The following is an 18,104-nucleotide window of genomic DNA, read 5'->3' on the forward strand; positions in this document are numbered from 1 at the left end:
AACACAGTGAAGCTTGATGAATTCTTTGTCACAGGTGACCCGATTATTTACGGTGCAGACGCTTCTATCGTTCTTGTGACATTAGCAATCATTTTCGTACTAACAAAGTATAAAAAATGGAAATGGCTTTGGGACGAATGGTTGACAACTGTTGACCATAAAAAAATCGGAGCCATGTATATTATTTCTGCGGTTATCATGTTATTCCGTGGTGGTATGGATGGTTTAATGATCCGTGCACAGTTAACATTCCCAGAAACAACTTATTTAAACGCTGAACACTATAACGGAATCTTTACAACGCATGGTACAGTAATGATTCTTTTCATGGCAATGCCATTCGTTATGGGATTAATGAACCTTGTAGTACCATTACAAATTGGTGCTCGTGATGTTGCATATCCGTTCTTAAATGCTTTAAGTTTCTGGTTATTCTTTGTCGGAGCAATGTTATTCAACATCGCTTTCGTAATCGGTGGTTCTCCAGACGCTGGGTGGACTTCTTACTTCCCAATGGCAGGTACAGAGTTTACTTCAGGCGTAGGAAATAACTACTACGCAATTGCATTACAGATTTCAGGTCTCGGTACGCTAATGACCGGTATTAACTTCCTTGTTACTATCTTAAAAATGCGTACACCTGGTATGACTTTAATGAGAATGCCAATGTTTACTTGGTCAATCTTAATTACAACAATTATCATTATTTTCGCTTTCCCAGTATTAACAGTTGCTCTTGCATTAATGACATTTGACCGTCTATTCGATGCTCACTTCTTTACGATGGCGAGCGGCGGTATGCCGATGTTATGGGCCAACCTGTTCTGGGTATGGGGTCACCCTGAAGTATATATCGTTATTTTACCGGCATTCGGTATTTTCTCTGAAATCATTAGTACATTCTCACGTAAGCGTCTATTCGGTTACAGTGCGATGGTATACTCAATGGTTGCAATTTCTTTACTAAGTTTCGTCGTATGGCTTCACCACTTCTTCACGATGGGTGCAGGTCCAGCGGTTAACTCATTCTTCTCGATTTCGACAATGGCGATTTCGATTCCAACCGGTGTTAAGATCTTTAACTGGTTGTTTACACTGTATAAAGGACGTATCCGTTTTACAGTTCCAATGCTTTGGTCATTGGCATTTATTCCAAACTTCGTAGTCGGTGGGGTTACAGGGGTTATGCTTGGAATGGCAGCAGCTGATTATCAATACCATAACAGCTACTTCCTAATCGCTCACTTCCACTACGTATTAATCGCAGGTACAGTATTCGCTATGCTTGCTGGATTCACATTCTGGTATCCAAAAATGACTGGTCATATGTTAAATGAACGCCTAGGTAAATGGACATTCTGGATCTTTATGAGCGGATTCAACATCTGTTTCTTCCCAATGTACTTCTTAGGTTTAGACGGTATGACTCGTCGTATGTACACTTACTCTGAAAGTCTTGGATGGGGATGGCTAAACCAAATCGCATCTGTTGGTGCGGTAATGATGGGTATTGGCTTCCTACTTCTTTGCTACAACGTAATTTGGAGTGCACGTCACGGTGAACGTGACACAACTGGAGATCCATGGGATGGCCGTACACTTGAATGGGCAACTCAATCTCCTGTACAACATTACAACTTCGCGAAACTTCCTGAAATCAAAGAAGCTGATGCTTTCTGGTACATGAAAAAACGCGGAGAAACAGTTACACCAGCAGCAGAAGATATCAAACCAATTCACATGCCAAGTAACTCTGGTGTGCCTATTATTGCGTCTTTATTCTTCGGTCTTGCAGGTTTCGCATTAGTATTTAGCTGGTTCTGGCTTGCAGCAATCGGCGGCGTTGGTATTTTAGCTTGCTTAATCTATCGTTCATTCGATTATGATGATGGCTACTACGTAAGCGTTGATGAAATTAAAGAAACAGAACATATAGCATGAGAGGTGAAATGACATGGCGGCTTTAGATAAAAGCTTACCTTTGGAATATCAATCCGAACAAAGCAGATTGAATATCCTAGGATTCTGGATTTTTCTTGGGGCTGAAATTATGCTGTTCGCAACACTTTTCGCCTCTTATCTAGTCCTTGCTGGTCGTACGGCAGATGGCCCAACTCCAGCGCAACTGTTTGAACTTAAAACGCTTTTAATTCAAACATTACTACTTTTAACAAGTAGTTTCACATGTGGTATCGTAATTCACGAAATGCGTAAGCACAACCAAAAAGCAATGCTTGGATGGTTCATCCTTACATTACTTTTAGGTGCAGGTTTCCTATTCTTTGAAATCGAAGAGTTCATTATGTACATCGGTGAAGGCGCAACAATTCAAACAAGTGCTTTCCTATCTGCATTCTTCGTTCTTCTTGGAACGCATGGAGCCCACGTAACAGGCGGTATCATTTGGGCAATTTGTGTTATTATCCAAATTTTAAAACGAGGTTTAACACCAGTTACAGCTCGTAAAGTATTCATTATCAGCTTATACTGGCATTTCCTTGATCTTGTTTGGGTCTTTATTTACACACTAGTTTACTTGAACGGGATGGTGGCGTAGATGGCTCAAAACAACAATCAAGCAAACGGGCATGCGCATAGCGGATTCCCTTGGTCACACGTTTTCGGATTTATTTTATCGCTTGCATTAACGTTTCTAGCGTTATACGTGGCACTTTACACAACATTGCCACTTTCAACAGTCTTAACAACTATTATCATAATGGCTGTTGCGCAAGCATTGTTACAATTAATTATGTTCATGCATTTAAAAGAAGGAGAAGGAAGAGTTCAAATTCTTACAATGATATACAGTTTCTTCGTTGCAACTGCAACAGTTGGTTTAACTGTATGGATCTTCTTCTCAATGTAATGTACATGAAAAAGACTGCTGAGGAATCTCAGCAGTCTTTTTTTATTCTCCTCCCCCATTACATCCACATTACGGAATTAACAGCAGAATCATGAAGAATATACTTATTATGACAAATGTTAAGAAAAGTCTTTCTTTATGAAATCGAATCCATATGCGTTGCTTTTCTACCTATTATATGGCTAAATAGGTACTATATTTATTTGAAGGGAGAGAACGCAATGGAACATCATACTTCTGTTCTATCACTTATGGTTGTCGTTGCAATCGCGTTTTTCGTTCCCCTTTTGTTACAACGCTTTAAATTAAAAGCACTTCCTGTTGTCGTTGCAGAAATTATTGCAGGAATCTTTGTAGGTAAAAGTGGGTTTAATATTATTGAGCCAGATATGTGGCTTCAAGTTTTATCAACATTAGGATTTATCTTCCTCATGTTCTTAAGCGGTTTAGAAATTGATTTTTCTATCTTTAAACAAAAAGGGAAAAAAAATAAGACAAACGAACCAAATACATTTCAAGCAGCAAGCATTATCTTCTTATTTATTTTCATCTTATCTTATGCCCTATCATTACTATTCGTATGGCTAGGATTTGTAGATAATGCAATGTTCATGACTTTAATTATTTCAACTATTTCTTTAGGTGTTGTTGTACCAACACTAAAAGAGAACAACCTAGGAAAAACTGCAATCGGACAAATCATTTTATTAGTTGCTGTTATTGCAGACTTAGTTACAATGATTTTACTCGCTGTTTTCGTCGGATTAAATTCCGAAAGCGGCCAAAGTATGTGGCTCTTACTTCTTCTATTCGGTGCCGGTATTGTCATTTACTTTATTGCAAAACGCTTTAAAAACATTCCATACTTAGATAGTTTAAAAGCTGGTAGTGTACAAATTGATACACGGGCTGTTTTTGCACTCATTTTAATCTTAGTTGGGTTATCGGAATCTGTTGGAGCAGAAAATATTTTAGGTGCCTTCTTAGCAGGTGTACTTGTATCGTTATTATCACCCAATGAAGATATGGTGGAAAAACTTGATTCCATCGGCTATGGTTTCTTCATCCCTATTTTCTTCGTAATGGTTGGTGTAAATCTAGAGGTATGGTCTATTTTTAAAGAGCCTTCTAGCATGCTAATGATCCCAATCTTAATTGTAGGACTCTTTATTTCAAAACTCTTACCATCACTCGTCTTACGAAAATGGTATCCACGTAATATCGTACTTGGAAGTGCAATCTTATTAACATCGACACTTTCTTTAGTTATCGCGGCTGCACAAATTGGTGAAAAACTAGGGATCATCAGTCCAAGTTTATCTGCCTCTCTTATTTTAAGCGCAGTTATTACTTGTATTTTTGCACCTATATTGTTTAAAAAAATGTTCCCAAAAGTAGAAACACCAAAACCAAAAGTAGCTATTATTGGCGCGAGCAGAATTACCCTTCCGTTATCACTAGATTTAAAACGAGAAGATTATGACGTAACGCTATATATGATGCGTCAAAACAAAATAAATGATGAGGAAGCGAAATCGCATGACTTCCCTATCGTGAAATTAGATGACATCACAATCGCATCATTAACTGAACAAACAGCATTTGATGCAGATCGCGTCGTTGTTGCAACAAGCGACGATGAACAAAACTTATTATTAGCAGAACATGCAAAAGAGCTAGGTGTTGAACATGTTATTGCAAGTGTAGAAGATCCACTTCTACAAGAAAAAGCAACGCAAGAACATATCGCTGTATTCTCAACAATTAACTCTACACGTATTTTATTACGTGCACTTATTGATAAACCTAGTCTCGTTCGCTTAATTACAACAGCAAACGAAACAGTACGCGAAGTTGAACTACGCAGCAATAAATATAACGGCATTGCGCTTCGCCGCCTTCCGTTTTTAGGTGATGTACTTGTCATTCAAATCTACCGCGGTAATAAAGCATTAATACCACATGGTGATACAAGACTACAACACGGCGATACATTACTTGTAACAGGTTCAAAAGAGCATATCGATACACTAAAAAACATATTAGAGTAAAAAAATGCCCCTCACATAATTGAGGGGCATTTTTTTAATTTCATATGGTAAAATGTTACTATCACATATTATGAGGATGGATTACATTATGTCTATTGTAACTTTAGCTCTCTTATTATTAGCGGAAGTACTCGTCGCCATTATTCTCATCGGTGTTAGCATTGAAATTTGCAGCTATGGTTGGAAAAAATCAAATGGAGTTAAATACTCATTCCTTTTTCTTTCACTCCTTCTCGGAACCGCTAGTATACTCGGCCTTCTCGCTGCACCTGCATACTTCTTTATACAACTTATAGAAAAAGGTTTATAAGAAAGGATGATAACATGATTACTGTGCAGTATATTGATGCATCCGAGACACACTTATTACGCCAAGCGGTGTTGCGTCCCAATCAGTCCCTAGCAGACTGTAAATACTCTTCTGATTACGAAAAAGACACATTCCACTTAGGTGCCTTTATAAACGATGAGTTGATTAGCATCGCTTCCTTCTCAAAAGAAATATATCCTGATTTGCAAAAAGGTATCCATTATAGACTACGAGGAATGGCAACATTACCTAACTTTCGGAACAAAAGAGCTGGAAGCTCCTTAATTCAGAAGGCAGAACAAATTTTAAAAGAACGGAAAGCAAACATCCTATGGTGTAATGGCCGAATTACTGTAACTGACTATTACAAGCGATTAGGCTTTCAGGAGCATGGTGAAATTTTTGAAATTAAACCAATTGGCCTTCATAAAGTTTTGTATAAAAAGATATAAGAAAAGCTTTCCTCAATACGGGAAAGCCTTTCTTATATTTCAATCTTCTCTTTTTATTTTTTCATATATATGTATATAAACAAACTAGGAACTAAAAAACAAGCAAAAATAATAAGTGCTGTTATACTTATTTCTTTTATCGAGATATCTGGTGTTACAATGATACAAACAGCTAATATCCCCATAATAATACCTACTGGAATTAATAATAATTTCATGAAATATCTACGTGACACTCCGCCTGTGTGCTCATATACCTCTACAGAATGTTTTAAATTTAAGAAGTTAATAACTACGATCCCGCCAATAAATATCATTAATAAATCCGAAACACTTTCATATCCTGCCTCTTGCAAGACATAGCGGTAAAAGATGATAGCTAGTATGACGATATTTTGTAAGATGAAAGCCAATCTAATATGTTTTAACCCTTCAATCATTAAACGTTCATCTTTCACGATTTTCACCCTATCACTCCTTTTCCTCCCAAAACAAATCATTCAATGTTTTATCTACCGCATAACAAATTTTCAAACATAAATCTAAAGATGGGTTGTATTTCCCCTTCTCAATTAAACTAATCGTTTGCCTTGTAACGCCTACTTTTTCTGCTAATTGTTGCTGTGTTAAATCTAACTGAACACGCGCGACTTTTATTTTACTTACAGCCATTCATGTTCCTCCTCCACCTTTATTGTAATATATATATTCCATTAGGTAATTTATATTTTACGAAATTAATTTAATTTCCCCATTATCCCGACTGATGCGGGCTAATACACAGTGGGGATAAATCCCCACTACTGCCTATAGTTTTACTTTATTATACACAAAAAAGGAGCCTCTCATAAGAAGCTCACTCTCCTATATCTATATTATAAGAATAAATGACATCCAAATAAAATTGTAAATAAGTATAGTAATGGATGTACTTCCTTTCCTTTACCCTTCACAATTTTCAAAACTGGATATACTAAAAATCCAATTGCAATTCCATTTGCAATACTAGACGTTAACGGAATACCTATAAAAATCAAAAATGCTGGTAACGCATCTTCAAATTCATTCCAATTAATATCTCGAATGCTTTGTGCCATTAAACTACCTACTATAATTAATGAAGGAGCTGTAATAGCGGCTACACTTGATAAAGAAGCAATAACAGGACTGAAAAATGCCGTTATAATTGTTAGACCAACAACTACAATCCCTGTTAATCCAGTTTTCCCACCTGCAGCAATACCTGCTGACGATTCAATCGTCGCTGCTGTTGGGCTTGTTCCAAAGATAGAACCTGTAGTCCCGCCAATTGCATCTGCAATAAACGCTTTACCAAAACGCTTCTCTGTATTGTCTGTAATTAAACCTGCTTGTTTAATTAAACCAAGTAATGCACCTGTTGTATCGAATAAAAGTACAAGTAAAAATGAAAATACAACACCATATAATCCGTATTCAATTACATCTGAAAATGCATTGATTGGGTTTGAAACGATAATACCCTCTGGCAAATGAGGCATCGCCACAATTTTATCAGCAAACTTCAATTGCCCTGTAAAGAAGGCGATAACTCCTGTCACAATCATACTAATAAATAATGCACCACTCACACGTAATGCCATTAATACCGCCGCTAATATTAAACCAATTAAAGTTAAAATAACAGCTGGAGAATGAAAATCACCAATCGTAACTAAATTAGAAGGATGATCCACGATAATTCCAGAAAGGCGCAATCCAATAAAAGCAATAAATAGTCCAATTCCACCTGCAATTGCATGCTTTAAACTATCAGGAATTGCTAAAATTAACTTTTGCCTAAACGAAGTAAAAGATAATAAAAGAAAAATAATCCCCGTTACAAATACAGCTGAAAAGGCAACTACATATGTAATCCCTTCTGCCTTCTGTACAACAGAATAAGCAAAATATGCATTCATTCCCATAGCTGGAGCAATAACAATCGGGTAATTCGCGAAAATCGCCATACCTACTGTTCCAACAACGGTTGCAATAATTGTTGCTGTAAACGCTTGGTCAAATGGTACACCTGCATCAGATAATATTTTTGGATTGATGACAAGAATATACGCAAATGTAAAAAAAGTTGTGATGCCAGCTAAAAACTCTTGCTTCACAGAAGTGTTATATTTTTGTAATTGAAACATGCTTATGTACCCTTCCTACACCTGAATTATTATCACACATTCTTTTCTTACTAGTATGTGAGAAAATATAATACTTAATCTTAACAATCAATAAAAAGAAGAGTCAATATATTCCCTAATAGTTCGAATTTTAAGTTTAAGTCTGACAAGTACAGATATAGTACAGTTCATTATGATTATTTTTGTAGCATAACAGATAGAAATGTTTTATAATTTGAAATAGTTAAACACTCAGTAAACGCATTCAAATATTGTTCACTCTACAAGGGGGATTCTTCTTATGCAGCACACAAACAAATCTGGAACTTTAAATCGTGGTTTAAAAGAACGACATATTACTTTAATGTCACTTGGCTCAGCTATTGGCGTTGGGCTATTTTTAGGATCTGCTTCCGCTATTAAACTAGCCGGTCCTTCTATTTTACTAGGCTATATGATTGCCGGACTCGTTATTTTTTTCATCATGCGAGCTCTCGGGGAAATGGCAATTGAACAACCTGTTGCCGGTTCTTTTAGTAAATATGCATATGATTATATCGGCCCACTCGCTGGTTATATTACTGGCTGGAATTACTGGTTCTTATGGGTTGTTACTTGTATGGCTGAAATTACAGCAGCTGGCATTTACATGCAGTACTGGTTTCCAGATATCCCGCGCTGGACTTGGGCGTTACTTGCTCTATTGTTAATGAGCGCTTTTAACTTCTTATCGGTAAAAGTATTTGGAGAACTTGAGTTTTGGTTTGCTCTTATTAAAATTGTCACAATTATCTGTATGATAGTTGTCGGCGCTGGTATTATTTTATTCGGATTCGGAAACGGTGGTATCGCTACTGGTATTTCAAATCTTTGGTCACATGGTGGCTGGTTCCCAAATGGTTTTTCTGGGTTACTACTCTCCATGCAGATGGTACTATTCGCTTATTTAGGCGTTGAATTAATCGGTGTTACAGCTGGTGAAGCTCAAAATCCGAAGAAAACACTCGCAAAAGCAATTGATAACGTGTTTTGGAGAATATTACTGTTCTACGTAGGAGCTCTATTCGTTATGATGGCAATTTATCCATGGAACGAACTTGGTGAGAAAGGAAGCCCATTCGTATTAACATTCCAGCAAATTGGTATCGCAAAAGCAGCAGGTATTATTAACTTTGTCGTATTAACAGCAGCTCTTTCTTCTTGTAATGGCGGTTTATTTAGTACAGGCCGTATGCTATTTACATTAGCTCAGCAGAAAAAAGCTCCTGAAAGATTTGGTCGTTTAAATAAAAATGGCATTCCAAGCCAAGGAATTGTAGCAACTGCTATCGTTTTACTCATTGGCGTTATATTAAACTATCTCGTACCTGCAAAGGTATTTACATGGCTTACTAGCATTTCAACTTTCGGCGCAATTTGGACTTGGGGCATTATATTAGTCGCTCAAATTAAATTCCGTAAAAGCTTGCCTACTCAAAATAAACAAAAGTTATCGTATAAAATGCCTTTATACCCATTAAGCTCATATTTCTCACTCGTTTTCCTTGTATTAGTACTAGGTATAATGGCGTATTCAGAAGATACACGAATTGCATTGATTGTCGGCCCAATTTGGCTTATCGGCTTAGCAATCGTATATTACATGAAAGGGTTTCATAAGATTGATGAAACACCTAACTCAAAAATTAGTTAAGCAAAGCACCCCTTCCTTATTACTTGGAAGGGGTGTTTTTATATCTATATAAATATTTCTCAACAAAATTCACGGTATTTTTACAATCTTTTAATATTTTTTATGTTTTCCGTCTTTATTTTTACAGAAAAATAAATTACATTATTAAAGCACATATATTTATTATTAGGGGGATTCTTCTATGAAGAATAAAAAATGGATTACATTTTCTTTAGCAACAGCAATTACACTAAGTATAGGGACCTCGTTCATACCGTCTACTTATGCCGAAAGCTCTGTAGACCCAGCTCCTGAAATTGCTGCAAAAGTTGTAAATCAAAACAATGGGAAGAAAGTATTATTCGATAATACACACGGTCAAACTGCTGGGACAGCTGACTGGGTTATTGACGGCGGCTTTTCTGACTTCGGAAATGGCATTGCAAAAAACGGTTATCACGTAAAAGAACTTCGTAAATCAACACCTATTACGTACGAAGACTTAAAAGGTTACAATGTATTTATCGTTCCAGAAGCTAATATTCCTTACAAAAAATCTGAGCAGGACGCTATGTTACAATATGTAAAAAATGGCGGTAGTATCTTCTTTATTGCCGATCATTACAATGCGGATCGTAATAAAAATCGCTGGGACTCTTCTGAAGTATTTAATGGATATAGACGCGGTGCTTGGGATAATCCAGCAAAAGGAATGTCTAATGAAGAAGCAAATTCACAAGCTATGCAAGGAGTAGAAAGCTCTGATTGGCTATCTGACAACTTCGGTATTCGCTTCCGCTACAATGCACTTGGTGATGTTTCAGCGAAAACAATCGTATCGCCTGAACAATCTTTCGGAATTACAAAAGGTGTTTCTTCTGTAGCAATGCATGCTGGTTCTACTCTAGCAATTACAAACCCAAAACTAGCAAAAGGACTTGTTTACCTTCCAGAAAATCCATCAAAATGGAATAACGCTGTTGATAGTGGCGTTTATAATGGCGGTGGTATTGCAGAAGGCCCATATGCTGCAATTGCAAAAGTAGGACTTGGAAAAGCTGCCTTTATTGGTGACTCTTCTCCTGTTGAAGATGCTACGCCAAAGTACGTTCGTGAAGATTCTGGCCAAACAAAGAAAACTTACGATGGTTATAAAGAAGAAAACGATGCGATTTTATTAGAAAACATCGTAAATTGGTTATCGAATAAAGAGACATTTACAAGTTTAGATCAAGTAAATGGTTTACAACTTGATTCACCTACAGCTCTACAAACATTTGAACAGCCAAGCTTATCAACAGAACCACAACCTGAACCTTGGAGTGCACCAAATGCGGGTTATCAATGGTTTAATACAAATACTTTTAAACCAGGTTCATACGGTTATAACGGTGCGGTAACAACAAGCGACTACGTCGTTACACACCCTAGCATTCTACCAAACAATGAAATTTTCCAAATGAAGATTCAAGTAAACAACTTACTACCTAATACAACTTATAACAACTATTCTTTAGGTATATTCACTACTGGTGGAACACAAGTAGCAAAAATTCAAAATACAAACGGCACTTGGCCATCTGCTTTTGGATATAGTAGTGCCTTCTCTTTCACAACAAACAGCTTAGGCTCTGCTGAGAAAGTTGTAAATGTACAGATTGATTCAAATACAACTGGACAAGCAACACTTCGTCTACGTCAAAATACAACAACGAAATATAATGAAACTGTAACGATTAATAAAAAATAATGAAAAAGGCAATCCATACATGGATTGCCTTCTTTTCACTTCTCTTCCTTCGAGAAAAACATTCTTGAAATAACGATACCTATACTACCGACGATTAGGAATAACACTGCCCTAATCATCATCGAAACCTCTGGTAAGTCAAGTAGGAATAACTTCCCTACCGTTACTACTAATACGATTAATCCAGCATATAATATTTCATTCATCTGTCTATAACGGCCAAACCAAACTGCAAATAACGCATATATCATCCATAATAACGATACAGATACGCTAATTATACTTCCATCTGTAGAAAGAACTTCACCAATTCTAGTGATTGTAATAAATACAATGACCATTAACCAGTAGAGCGCTATAGAGTACACATACTTACCAATACTCGCTAACACTTCTTTCGCTTGTCTCATGCAATAATAGAACGTTCCTATTAAAATAAGATGAGCAACAAAGCCTGCCGAAATAAATTGATCAAACGGACTAAAAATCGTCTGTATCATTCCAATCGCGTAAATCGTTGCACTAACATACAATTTTATCTGTTGTTTTCCTTTAATAGAAGTAACCATTCCAAGGAAACCTTGTAATAATAGTACGATCGCTGCATTCACTAAACTATACTCGTATAAAATCGCTAAACTAAATGCTCCCATCGCGAAACCAAATAAGAGATTTGTAAATATAGAATGTCTATTCTTCCTATACTCAAGCACAAACATAGCAGCGTGCACAATTGCACTAATAATCAATCCCCATGTTGTAAAATCAGGTATTTTGGCAATAGCTAGTATAAAGAAAACTGCATTCGCACTAAATATCGCCAAACGTGGTTCTGGTATAAAACTTCTCTCCGTAAACATATGCCAAAATAATAGTAAATGAATCAAACCATATACAATCGTTAACTGTATTTGCAAGTTCTCTACTAATATTGACATAACAGCAAAGAAGACAAAAAGAACAATGGCCGCAACAGCGTAAGAAATCATATATAAGTATTTATAACGATTTTTCAATCCATACCATAATAAACTAAGTGTTAATATCGTCTCGTATCCGAAGAAAATATAAGGATTAGGAGTCGTACTATTTAACAAGAATGGCACGAAGAACGCTCCTACCGCTACGAAGATAGTAAGGTATTCCGAGTTATATCTTTTCGCTAAATAAATCCCTAAAATAACCCATGCAATATTAAAGAGAAACGCGATACTTGCCGGAATAAATGCATACAAATAATGTGCCGCAAACGTCGTTAAAACAATCCCCGAAATACTTCCTCCAACCAATACTAATCCTAACGCCTGCCGCTCTCTTTTAATTTGAATATCTCCTATATAATACAAACCGATAGATAATGCGATACCAAACACAATTCGTATTGCTGGTGTTAATAAACCAGCATCTACCCCTGCTTTAAATAACCAGATCACTCCAAGCAACATAATACCGACAAATACACGCGGTAACCACGTTTGACAAAACTTAATAATATTAAATGGCTCTGGTTTAAAAGCAGATATATCTACTTGTTTTACCTCATATTCTTGCACAGGCTCTTTTATCGTAACTATTTCTTCTTTTGGCTTTTCCTCCATTACCGTTTCAATATATTCTTTCTTTTCCTTACTAACATGTTGCTGAGCGTTCTCTACTTCTATTTCCCTTTGCTTCACTTTTAATTCAGCAAGTGCTTCTTGAATTGTTTCAATTGCCGTTTCGAGTGCTTCTATTTTCTTATCCAAATCCTTCTTCATACGCTACCCCCTTATTCGTAACTCTCATTAAACCTATATATTACCAATTATCTTTATCATACTCTTAGTCTATTCATTTTCAATAGTATTTTTTCCAAAAAAAGAAAGATGCCTTCCCAAAATAGGAAAACACCTTTTTACTCATTTATTCTTATTTAGAACAATGCTAACGATGACACCAACACACACGCCTATAATAGCTGGAACTATCCACCCAACACCTTCTGTATAAAATGGAATGTATTTTAATACTGACGTCCACTGATTCATCATTACATTTTTATTTAAAATATCAATTGCACTAAATATTGCTACAAACCAAACAGTTACTGCATATACGTATGCATACTTCCCAATATACTTATGGAATAACCCTAGAATAATAAGCGTTAATGCAATTGGATAAATAAATCCAAGAATTGGTACTGATACTTTTAAAATTTGCGTTAATCCTAAATTAGCTAAGATCATACTAACAACGCTTACTATAAATGCCCACACTTTATAAGATACTTTCGGAAATGCACTCGCAAAAAATTGACTACAAGACGTAACAAGTCCAATTGAAACACATAAACAAGCGATAGTAAAAATAAGACCTAATAAAACGACTCCGCCCTGTCCAAATAATGTAATCATAACTTGTGCTAACACTTTCGCACCGTTATCAAATGTTCCTAATGAGCCACTAATTGCCCCCACATATCCAAGGATGACATAAATAATAGATAATAATAGTCCTGCCCCAATTCCAGCAATACTCATATATTTCGCTAAACCTTTATCATCTTCAATACCCTTTGCACGTAATGCATTTGCAATCACAATTCCAAAAATTAAAGCAGCTAACGCGTCCATTGTTAAATATCCATCTAAAAATCCTTGAAACATAGGAGCTTGTCCATAATTCCCCGCAGCCTCTTTCACGCCACCTACTGATGTAAACATACTTTTTATAAAAATAATGGCAATCATACATAATAATAATGGTGTTAAAACTTTCCCAAACAAACCCATTAACTTAGATGGTGATAAACTTAACCAATAAACAATACTAAAGAAAATAACTGTATAAAACAATAATACTCCGCTTCCTGCTTCAGGGAATAACTGACCTGGCCCCATTTCAAAGGCTAAACTTCCCGCACGTGGTATACCAAGCCCAGGTCCAATAAATACATACACGATACATGGAAAAATAATTGCAAATGAAGAATGAACTCTACCCGCTAACGTTTGAAAACCTCCTGCTTTTGCAATAGAGATAACACCTAATATAGGAAGACCTGTTGCTGATATAATAAATCCTACTAATGAAATCCACACATGTTCTCCTGCTTCATATCCAAGAAAAGGTGGGAATATAAGATTCCCTGCTCCAAAGAACATCGAAAATAACATAAGACTAATAAGTAAAATTTCTTTTTTCTGTAACAATTTCATTTCTTTCTCCTTCTTTAATTTCATCTCTTATGAAATCAATTCCACATATAAAAAAAGTACAATAACCTGCTTCCTTACAAAGAAAACATAGTCCATAGTCTATCACAAAAGAAACACCCCTTCTATAGCTATCCCCCTTTTCCAATTTCTTCTGAAAAATCAACCTTTATTGACTTATAATAGTTAATAAGGTAAAATATTAAATGTACAAAATTATTAACTTTGTTTTTGTTTGTGTCAGGAGGAAAATAAAATGGAATCAACGATACAACTAGAAAAAGAACAACAAAGAAAAAAGAAACATCCTCCAGGTTTATACTTACTCTTCTTTACAGAAATGTGGGAAAGATTTAGTTACTATGGATTACGAGGATTATTAACATTATATTTAACGACAGCTTTAGTAAGCGGTGGTCTTGGGTTTAGTCCCGCATGGGCACTCTCTATTTACGGATTTTATACTGGAGCCTGTTATTTCACACCAATGATTGGTGGTTACTTAACAGACCGTTTTCTAGGTAGACGAAAAGCAATCACAATTGGTGGTATAACAATGGCAATCGGTAACCTTACACTATTTGCCTTGCAAAACCAATTAGGCCTATACCTCGGATTAGCGCTTATTATTATCGGTAACGGATTCTTCAAACCGAACATCTCTACACTGGTTGGAGAATTATACGAAGAGGACGACCCAAAACGTGATAGTGCATTTACCATTTTCTATATGGGTATTAACGTCGGGTCATTTTTAGCTCCACTCGTTTGCGGATTTTTATCAGAAAATTTATTCAAAACAACAGTTGATGGCGTTGTACATTACGGATTCCGTTACGGTTTCTTAGCCGCTTCAATCGGAATGATCATTGGACAAATTTTATTTACAACACTCTCAAATCGCTTCCTTGGTAATATCGGTAAAAAACCAACTCGCGATTTACAAACAGCTGCTGGACAACCATCAGTAGGAGATACACCGTTAACAAAAAAAGAAAAACAACGTACCGCAGTTATCGTCATTTTAACATGCTTCGTTGTCTTCTTCTGGGCTGGCTTTGAACAAGCTGGTAGCTCATTAACATTATATACAAACAAATTTGTAGACCGCTCTGTGTTCGGATGGGAAGTTCCAACATCTTGGTTCCAATCGGTCAATCCATTATTTATTATTTTACTTGCTCCAGTCATTTCTGCATTATGGGCAAAACTTGCAACTCGCAAGCAGGGTGATTTAAAAATCCCAACTAAAATGGGACTTGGGATGATCTTGCTCGGTATCGGTTATATCATTCTCGTTATCGCTACATTAAAAACAGGTAGTGATGAACATAACATTACAGAAAAAGCAAACTTACTATTTATCGTCTTTACGTATCTTTTCCATACGTTAGGTGAGCTATTCTTATCACCTGTCGGACTATCAATGGTTAGTGCGCTTGCTCCGGTAAAATTAGCATCTTTACTAATGGGTGTATGGCTAGCAAGTTCAGGTATCGCCAACATTTTAGGCGGACAACTTGCAAGCTTCACAACTTCACTTGGATACGCTGAAGTATTCACAGTTATTGGCGCTGTGGCAATTGTATTAGGTTGTGTTTTATTATTAATTTCTAAGAAATTAGTAAAATGGATGGATTAAAAAAGATGAGGAATTTCTCCTCATCTTTTTTATGCTGTTTTACCTTTTTCTATTGCTTGTTCGTACAGCTCTTTATGTTCTTTATATTCACTTGGTACGAAACTCTTATAGAAAAATGAGAACCAGCTGTCTCCCTTTTTATACCCTTCTTCTCGAATTTCCGCTGCTTTTTTATTCGATTTAAATCCTTCAGTAAACCATTTCTTTAACAATTCATTTCTTTCATACTTAGCAGGAACTTTTAAATCATAGTTTTCAAATGCATACTTATAGCCAGCTTTTTCTACTGCCTTTTTTGTAGATTTATAGCCTTTTTCATACGCTGTTTCATATGCCTTCACGTATACTTCTTTCTCTCTATTTCCAGGATTCTTTTCAGCTAATTCTTTCCCTGTCTTTTCCCCTAATTCAGCTTGCTCTTTTTCAATTTTTTCTACTCTTTCTTTATTCCCTACTTTGAACCCGTCTGCAAAGTTTACCTTAAACTCTGGAGCAACTTGACTATCGTCCATCGTCTCTTGTGCTAAACCTTGTTCTTTTCCTTTTTCAAAATGCGTTTTCTTCTGCTCTTCTAAAGACCATGCGGCTGCATAAGTCGCTTTAAACGCTTGTTTATATGCATCAGATTTTCCAGCTACATGCACTTCTGCATCATTTTTTCCTGCTTTAAAATCAGTTTCTCCATTCTTTTGACCTTCAAGTTGACCTTTTTCCATATCAGCTTGGCGCTGCGCTTCCTCTTGTTTACGTGCCTCTTCAGCTTTTCTTTGTTCCTCGGCTACACGTTGTCTCTCTTCTTCAGCTTTACGCTGTGCTTCTGCATTACGTTGTTTTTCAGCCTCAGCGTTACGCTGTGCTTCTGCAGCACGTTGTTTTTCAACCTCAGTATTGCGCTGTGCTTCTGCTTGTCTCTCAGCTTCTACAGCACTATTATTATTCTGGCTAGGAGCTGGGCTCGTTGCACCACTACTAGAAGCTGGTTTATTGTGATAATGATATTCCCCGTACTGTAATCCCCATTTCTCACAATTTGTACGACACGTATGTCCGCCATTAGCATCTGTACGCCCTGGATGCGCATAAGCTGAAATTGGGGCTACCAATAACGCTATACTCGTTGTTAAAAGAAGTTTCTTCACCTGTTGTCTCACTCTTGTTCCTCCCAAAATATAGAATTCTAACTTTATTATACATAAATAGAAGAATACTTAAATGCCAACCAAAATATTCTATTATTTCTCAACATTAGTAAAAAAGAAGGTGAACTCTTTAAAGAGTTCACCTTCTTTTTTACTTCTTCGCCTTCGTTCCTACTAAATCACCAGCAACAACATAACGCTTAGAATTATCCTTTACAGATACACATGTAATAAGCGTTATCTCATCTTTCCCATGATCCTCTACAACTTCCCACTTATCAGGAGTTACTTCAGATACACCAGTAACCGCATACTCATATTCATTTTCATTGTCATACAAATAAATTTTATCGCCTTTTTTCAAAGAAGCTATATCACTAAATAAAACACCTTTTTTAGACATGTTATGTCCTGCTAGTGCGTAATTTCCTTTTCCCATAACTTGATTCTCTTTTACTGTCGCTGCACCTGATAATAAGTTTTTTTCAGTAGAAGCTTTCAAAACAGGCAGTTCTACTGAAACACTTGGAATCGAAATACGACCGATTACTTGTTTCTTATCTAATGATGCATTCGCTACTTCCGCCAAGTCTGGTTGATTAATTTTGGAAGCATCTACAAATTCCGTCTCATGCTTTTCATAATCCATCTTTTGAACAGCCTGCACATTTTCAGTCTGTTTCTTTTCAGCCTGATATCCATCATAAAATGGCTTTCCAATTAACACGCCACCTACAACAAATAGAAGGATTGCTACTATACTATAAATTCTTTGCTTATTCATATACAATTCCTTTCCCTTACAAAATCTTACTCTATATAAAATGATAAAATAATATCGCCATATGTACAAGTATTAGCTTAAAAAGAAACCT

Annotated in this window: 16 protein-coding genes; 9 read left to right on the plus strand and 7 right to left on the minus strand. The window is 36.2% G+C overall.

What is annotated here, in order from left to right:
- The first annotated feature begins 6 nt into the window (after window positions 1–6).
- The 6 genes from qoxB to DN400_RS25270 all read left to right on the plus strand — a co-directional run bounded on the left by qoxB (window position 7) and on the right by DN400_RS25270 (window position 5,682).
- Window positions 7–1,941: a cytochrome aa3 quinol oxidase subunit I gene (gene qoxB / locus DN400_RS25245; protein ID WP_000762374.1), complete on the plus strand. Its 1,935-nt coding sequence runs from the start codon at window positions 7–9 to the stop codon at window positions 1,939–1,941.
- A gap of 13 nt (window positions 1,942–1,954) precedes the next feature.
- Window positions 1,955–2,557: a cytochrome aa3 quinol oxidase subunit III gene (gene qoxC, locus DN400_RS25250; RefSeq protein ID WP_000729313.1), complete on the plus strand. Its 603-nt coding sequence runs from the start codon at window positions 1,955–1,957 to the stop codon at window positions 2,555–2,557.
- Window positions 2,558–2,869, plus strand: coding sequence for a cytochrome aa3 quinol oxidase subunit IV (gene qoxD, locus DN400_RS25255; protein ID WP_000068425.1), 312 nt, complete (start codon window positions 2,558–2,560; stop codon window positions 2,867–2,869). It begins immediately after the preceding gene.
- A gap of 221 nt (window positions 2,870–3,090) precedes the next feature.
- The gene (locus DN400_RS25260; protein ID WP_065229766.1) at window positions 3,091–4,920 is read left to right on the plus strand and encodes a monovalent cation:proton antiporter family protein; all 1,830 of its coding nucleotides are present in this window, start codon (window positions 3,091–3,093) and stop codon (window positions 4,918–4,920) included.
- Window positions 4,921–4,972: 52 nt separating this feature from the next.
- Window positions 4,973–5,230, plus strand: coding sequence for a DUF4022 family protein (locus DN400_RS25265; RefSeq protein WP_071714271.1), 258 nt, complete (start codon window positions 4,973–4,975; stop codon window positions 5,228–5,230).
- Window positions 5,231–5,244: 14 nt separating this feature from the next.
- On the plus strand, window positions 5,245–5,682 hold the full coding sequence (locus DN400_RS25270) for a GNAT family N-acetyltransferase (protein ID WP_065229765.1): 438 nt from the start codon (window positions 5,245–5,247) through the stop codon (window positions 5,680–5,682).
- A 53-nt stretch (window positions 5,683–5,735) separates the two neighbouring features.
- Here the strand turns inward: DN400_RS25270 and DN400_RS25275 are convergent, their stop codons facing one another.
- The 3 genes from DN400_RS25275 to DN400_RS25285 form a co-directional block, all read right to left on the minus strand.
- Window positions 5,736–6,149 carry a hypothetical protein gene (locus DN400_RS25275; protein ID WP_065229764.1) on the minus strand — a complete coding sequence of 138 codons (414 nt, stop codon included), beginning with the start codon at window positions 6,147–6,149 and terminating at the stop codon, window positions 5,736–5,738.
- A 4-nt stretch (window positions 6,150–6,153) separates the two neighbouring features.
- Window positions 6,154–6,354 carry a helix-turn-helix transcriptional regulator gene (locus DN400_RS25280; RefSeq protein WP_000301182.1) on the minus strand — a complete coding sequence of 67 codons (201 nt, stop codon included), beginning with the start codon at window positions 6,352–6,354 and terminating at the stop codon, window positions 6,154–6,156.
- A gap of 203 nt (window positions 6,355–6,557) precedes the next feature.
- Entirely contained in the window at window positions 6,558–7,850 is a 1,293-nt protein-coding gene (locus DN400_RS25285) for an NCS2 family permease (protein WP_000487188.1), read from the minus strand.
- Window positions 7,851–8,130: 280 nt separating this feature from the next.
- On the opposite strand from DN400_RS25285, the gene DN400_RS25290 reads away from it, so the two are divergent.
- The gene (locus DN400_RS25290) at window positions 8,131–9,522 is read left to right on the plus strand and encodes an amino acid permease (RefSeq protein ID WP_001164892.1); all 1,392 of its coding nucleotides are present in this window, start codon (window positions 8,131–8,133) and stop codon (window positions 9,520–9,522) included.
- 181 nt (window positions 9,523–9,703) lie between these two features.
- Entirely contained in the window at window positions 9,704–11,251 is a 1,548-nt protein-coding gene (locus DN400_RS25295) for a DNA-binding protein (RefSeq protein WP_000791513.1), read from the plus strand.
- 35 nt (window positions 11,252–11,286) lie between these two features.
- Here the strand turns inward: DN400_RS25295 and DN400_RS25300 are convergent, their stop codons facing one another.
- Together DN400_RS25300 and brnQ1 are read right to left on the minus strand one after the other, a co-directional pair.
- A complete protein-coding gene (locus DN400_RS25300) occupies window positions 11,287–13,008 on the minus strand; it encodes a DUF2339 domain-containing protein (protein WP_065229763.1) in 1,722 nt (573 codons plus the stop codon).
- Between the two features lie 141 nt (window positions 13,009–13,149).
- A complete protein-coding gene (brnQ1, locus tag DN400_RS25305; RefSeq protein ID WP_098255455.1) occupies window positions 13,150–14,451 on the minus strand; it encodes a branched-chain amino acid transport system II carrier protein BrnQ1 in 1,302 nt (433 codons plus the stop codon).
- 253 nt (window positions 14,452–14,704) lie between these two features.
- Between brnQ1 and DN400_RS25310 the strand changes: the two genes are divergently transcribed.
- Window positions 14,705–16,090, plus strand: coding sequence for a peptide MFS transporter (locus DN400_RS25310; RefSeq protein ID WP_098255456.1), 1,386 nt, complete (start codon window positions 14,705–14,707; stop codon window positions 16,088–16,090).
- A 29-nt stretch (window positions 16,091–16,119) separates the two neighbouring features.
- Here the strand turns inward: DN400_RS25310 and DN400_RS25315 are convergent, their stop codons facing one another.
- Window positions 16,120–17,241 (minus strand): YHYH domain-containing protein, encoded by a 1,122-nt coding sequence (locus DN400_RS25315; RefSeq protein WP_065229762.1) that lies wholly within the window; start codon window positions 17,239–17,241, stop codon window positions 16,120–16,122.
- Between the two features lie 139 nt (window positions 17,242–17,380).
- Entirely contained in the window at window positions 17,381–18,013 is a 633-nt protein-coding gene (locus tag DN400_RS25320) for a class A sortase (protein WP_001041724.1), read from the minus strand.
- Window positions 18,014–18,104: the final 91 nt, after the last annotated feature.

The sequence above is a fragment of the Bacillus sp. AR8-1 genome, assembly GCF_008042345.1.
Lineage (GTDB): Bacteria > Bacillota > Bacilli > Bacillales > Bacillaceae_G > Bacillus_A > Bacillus_A cereus.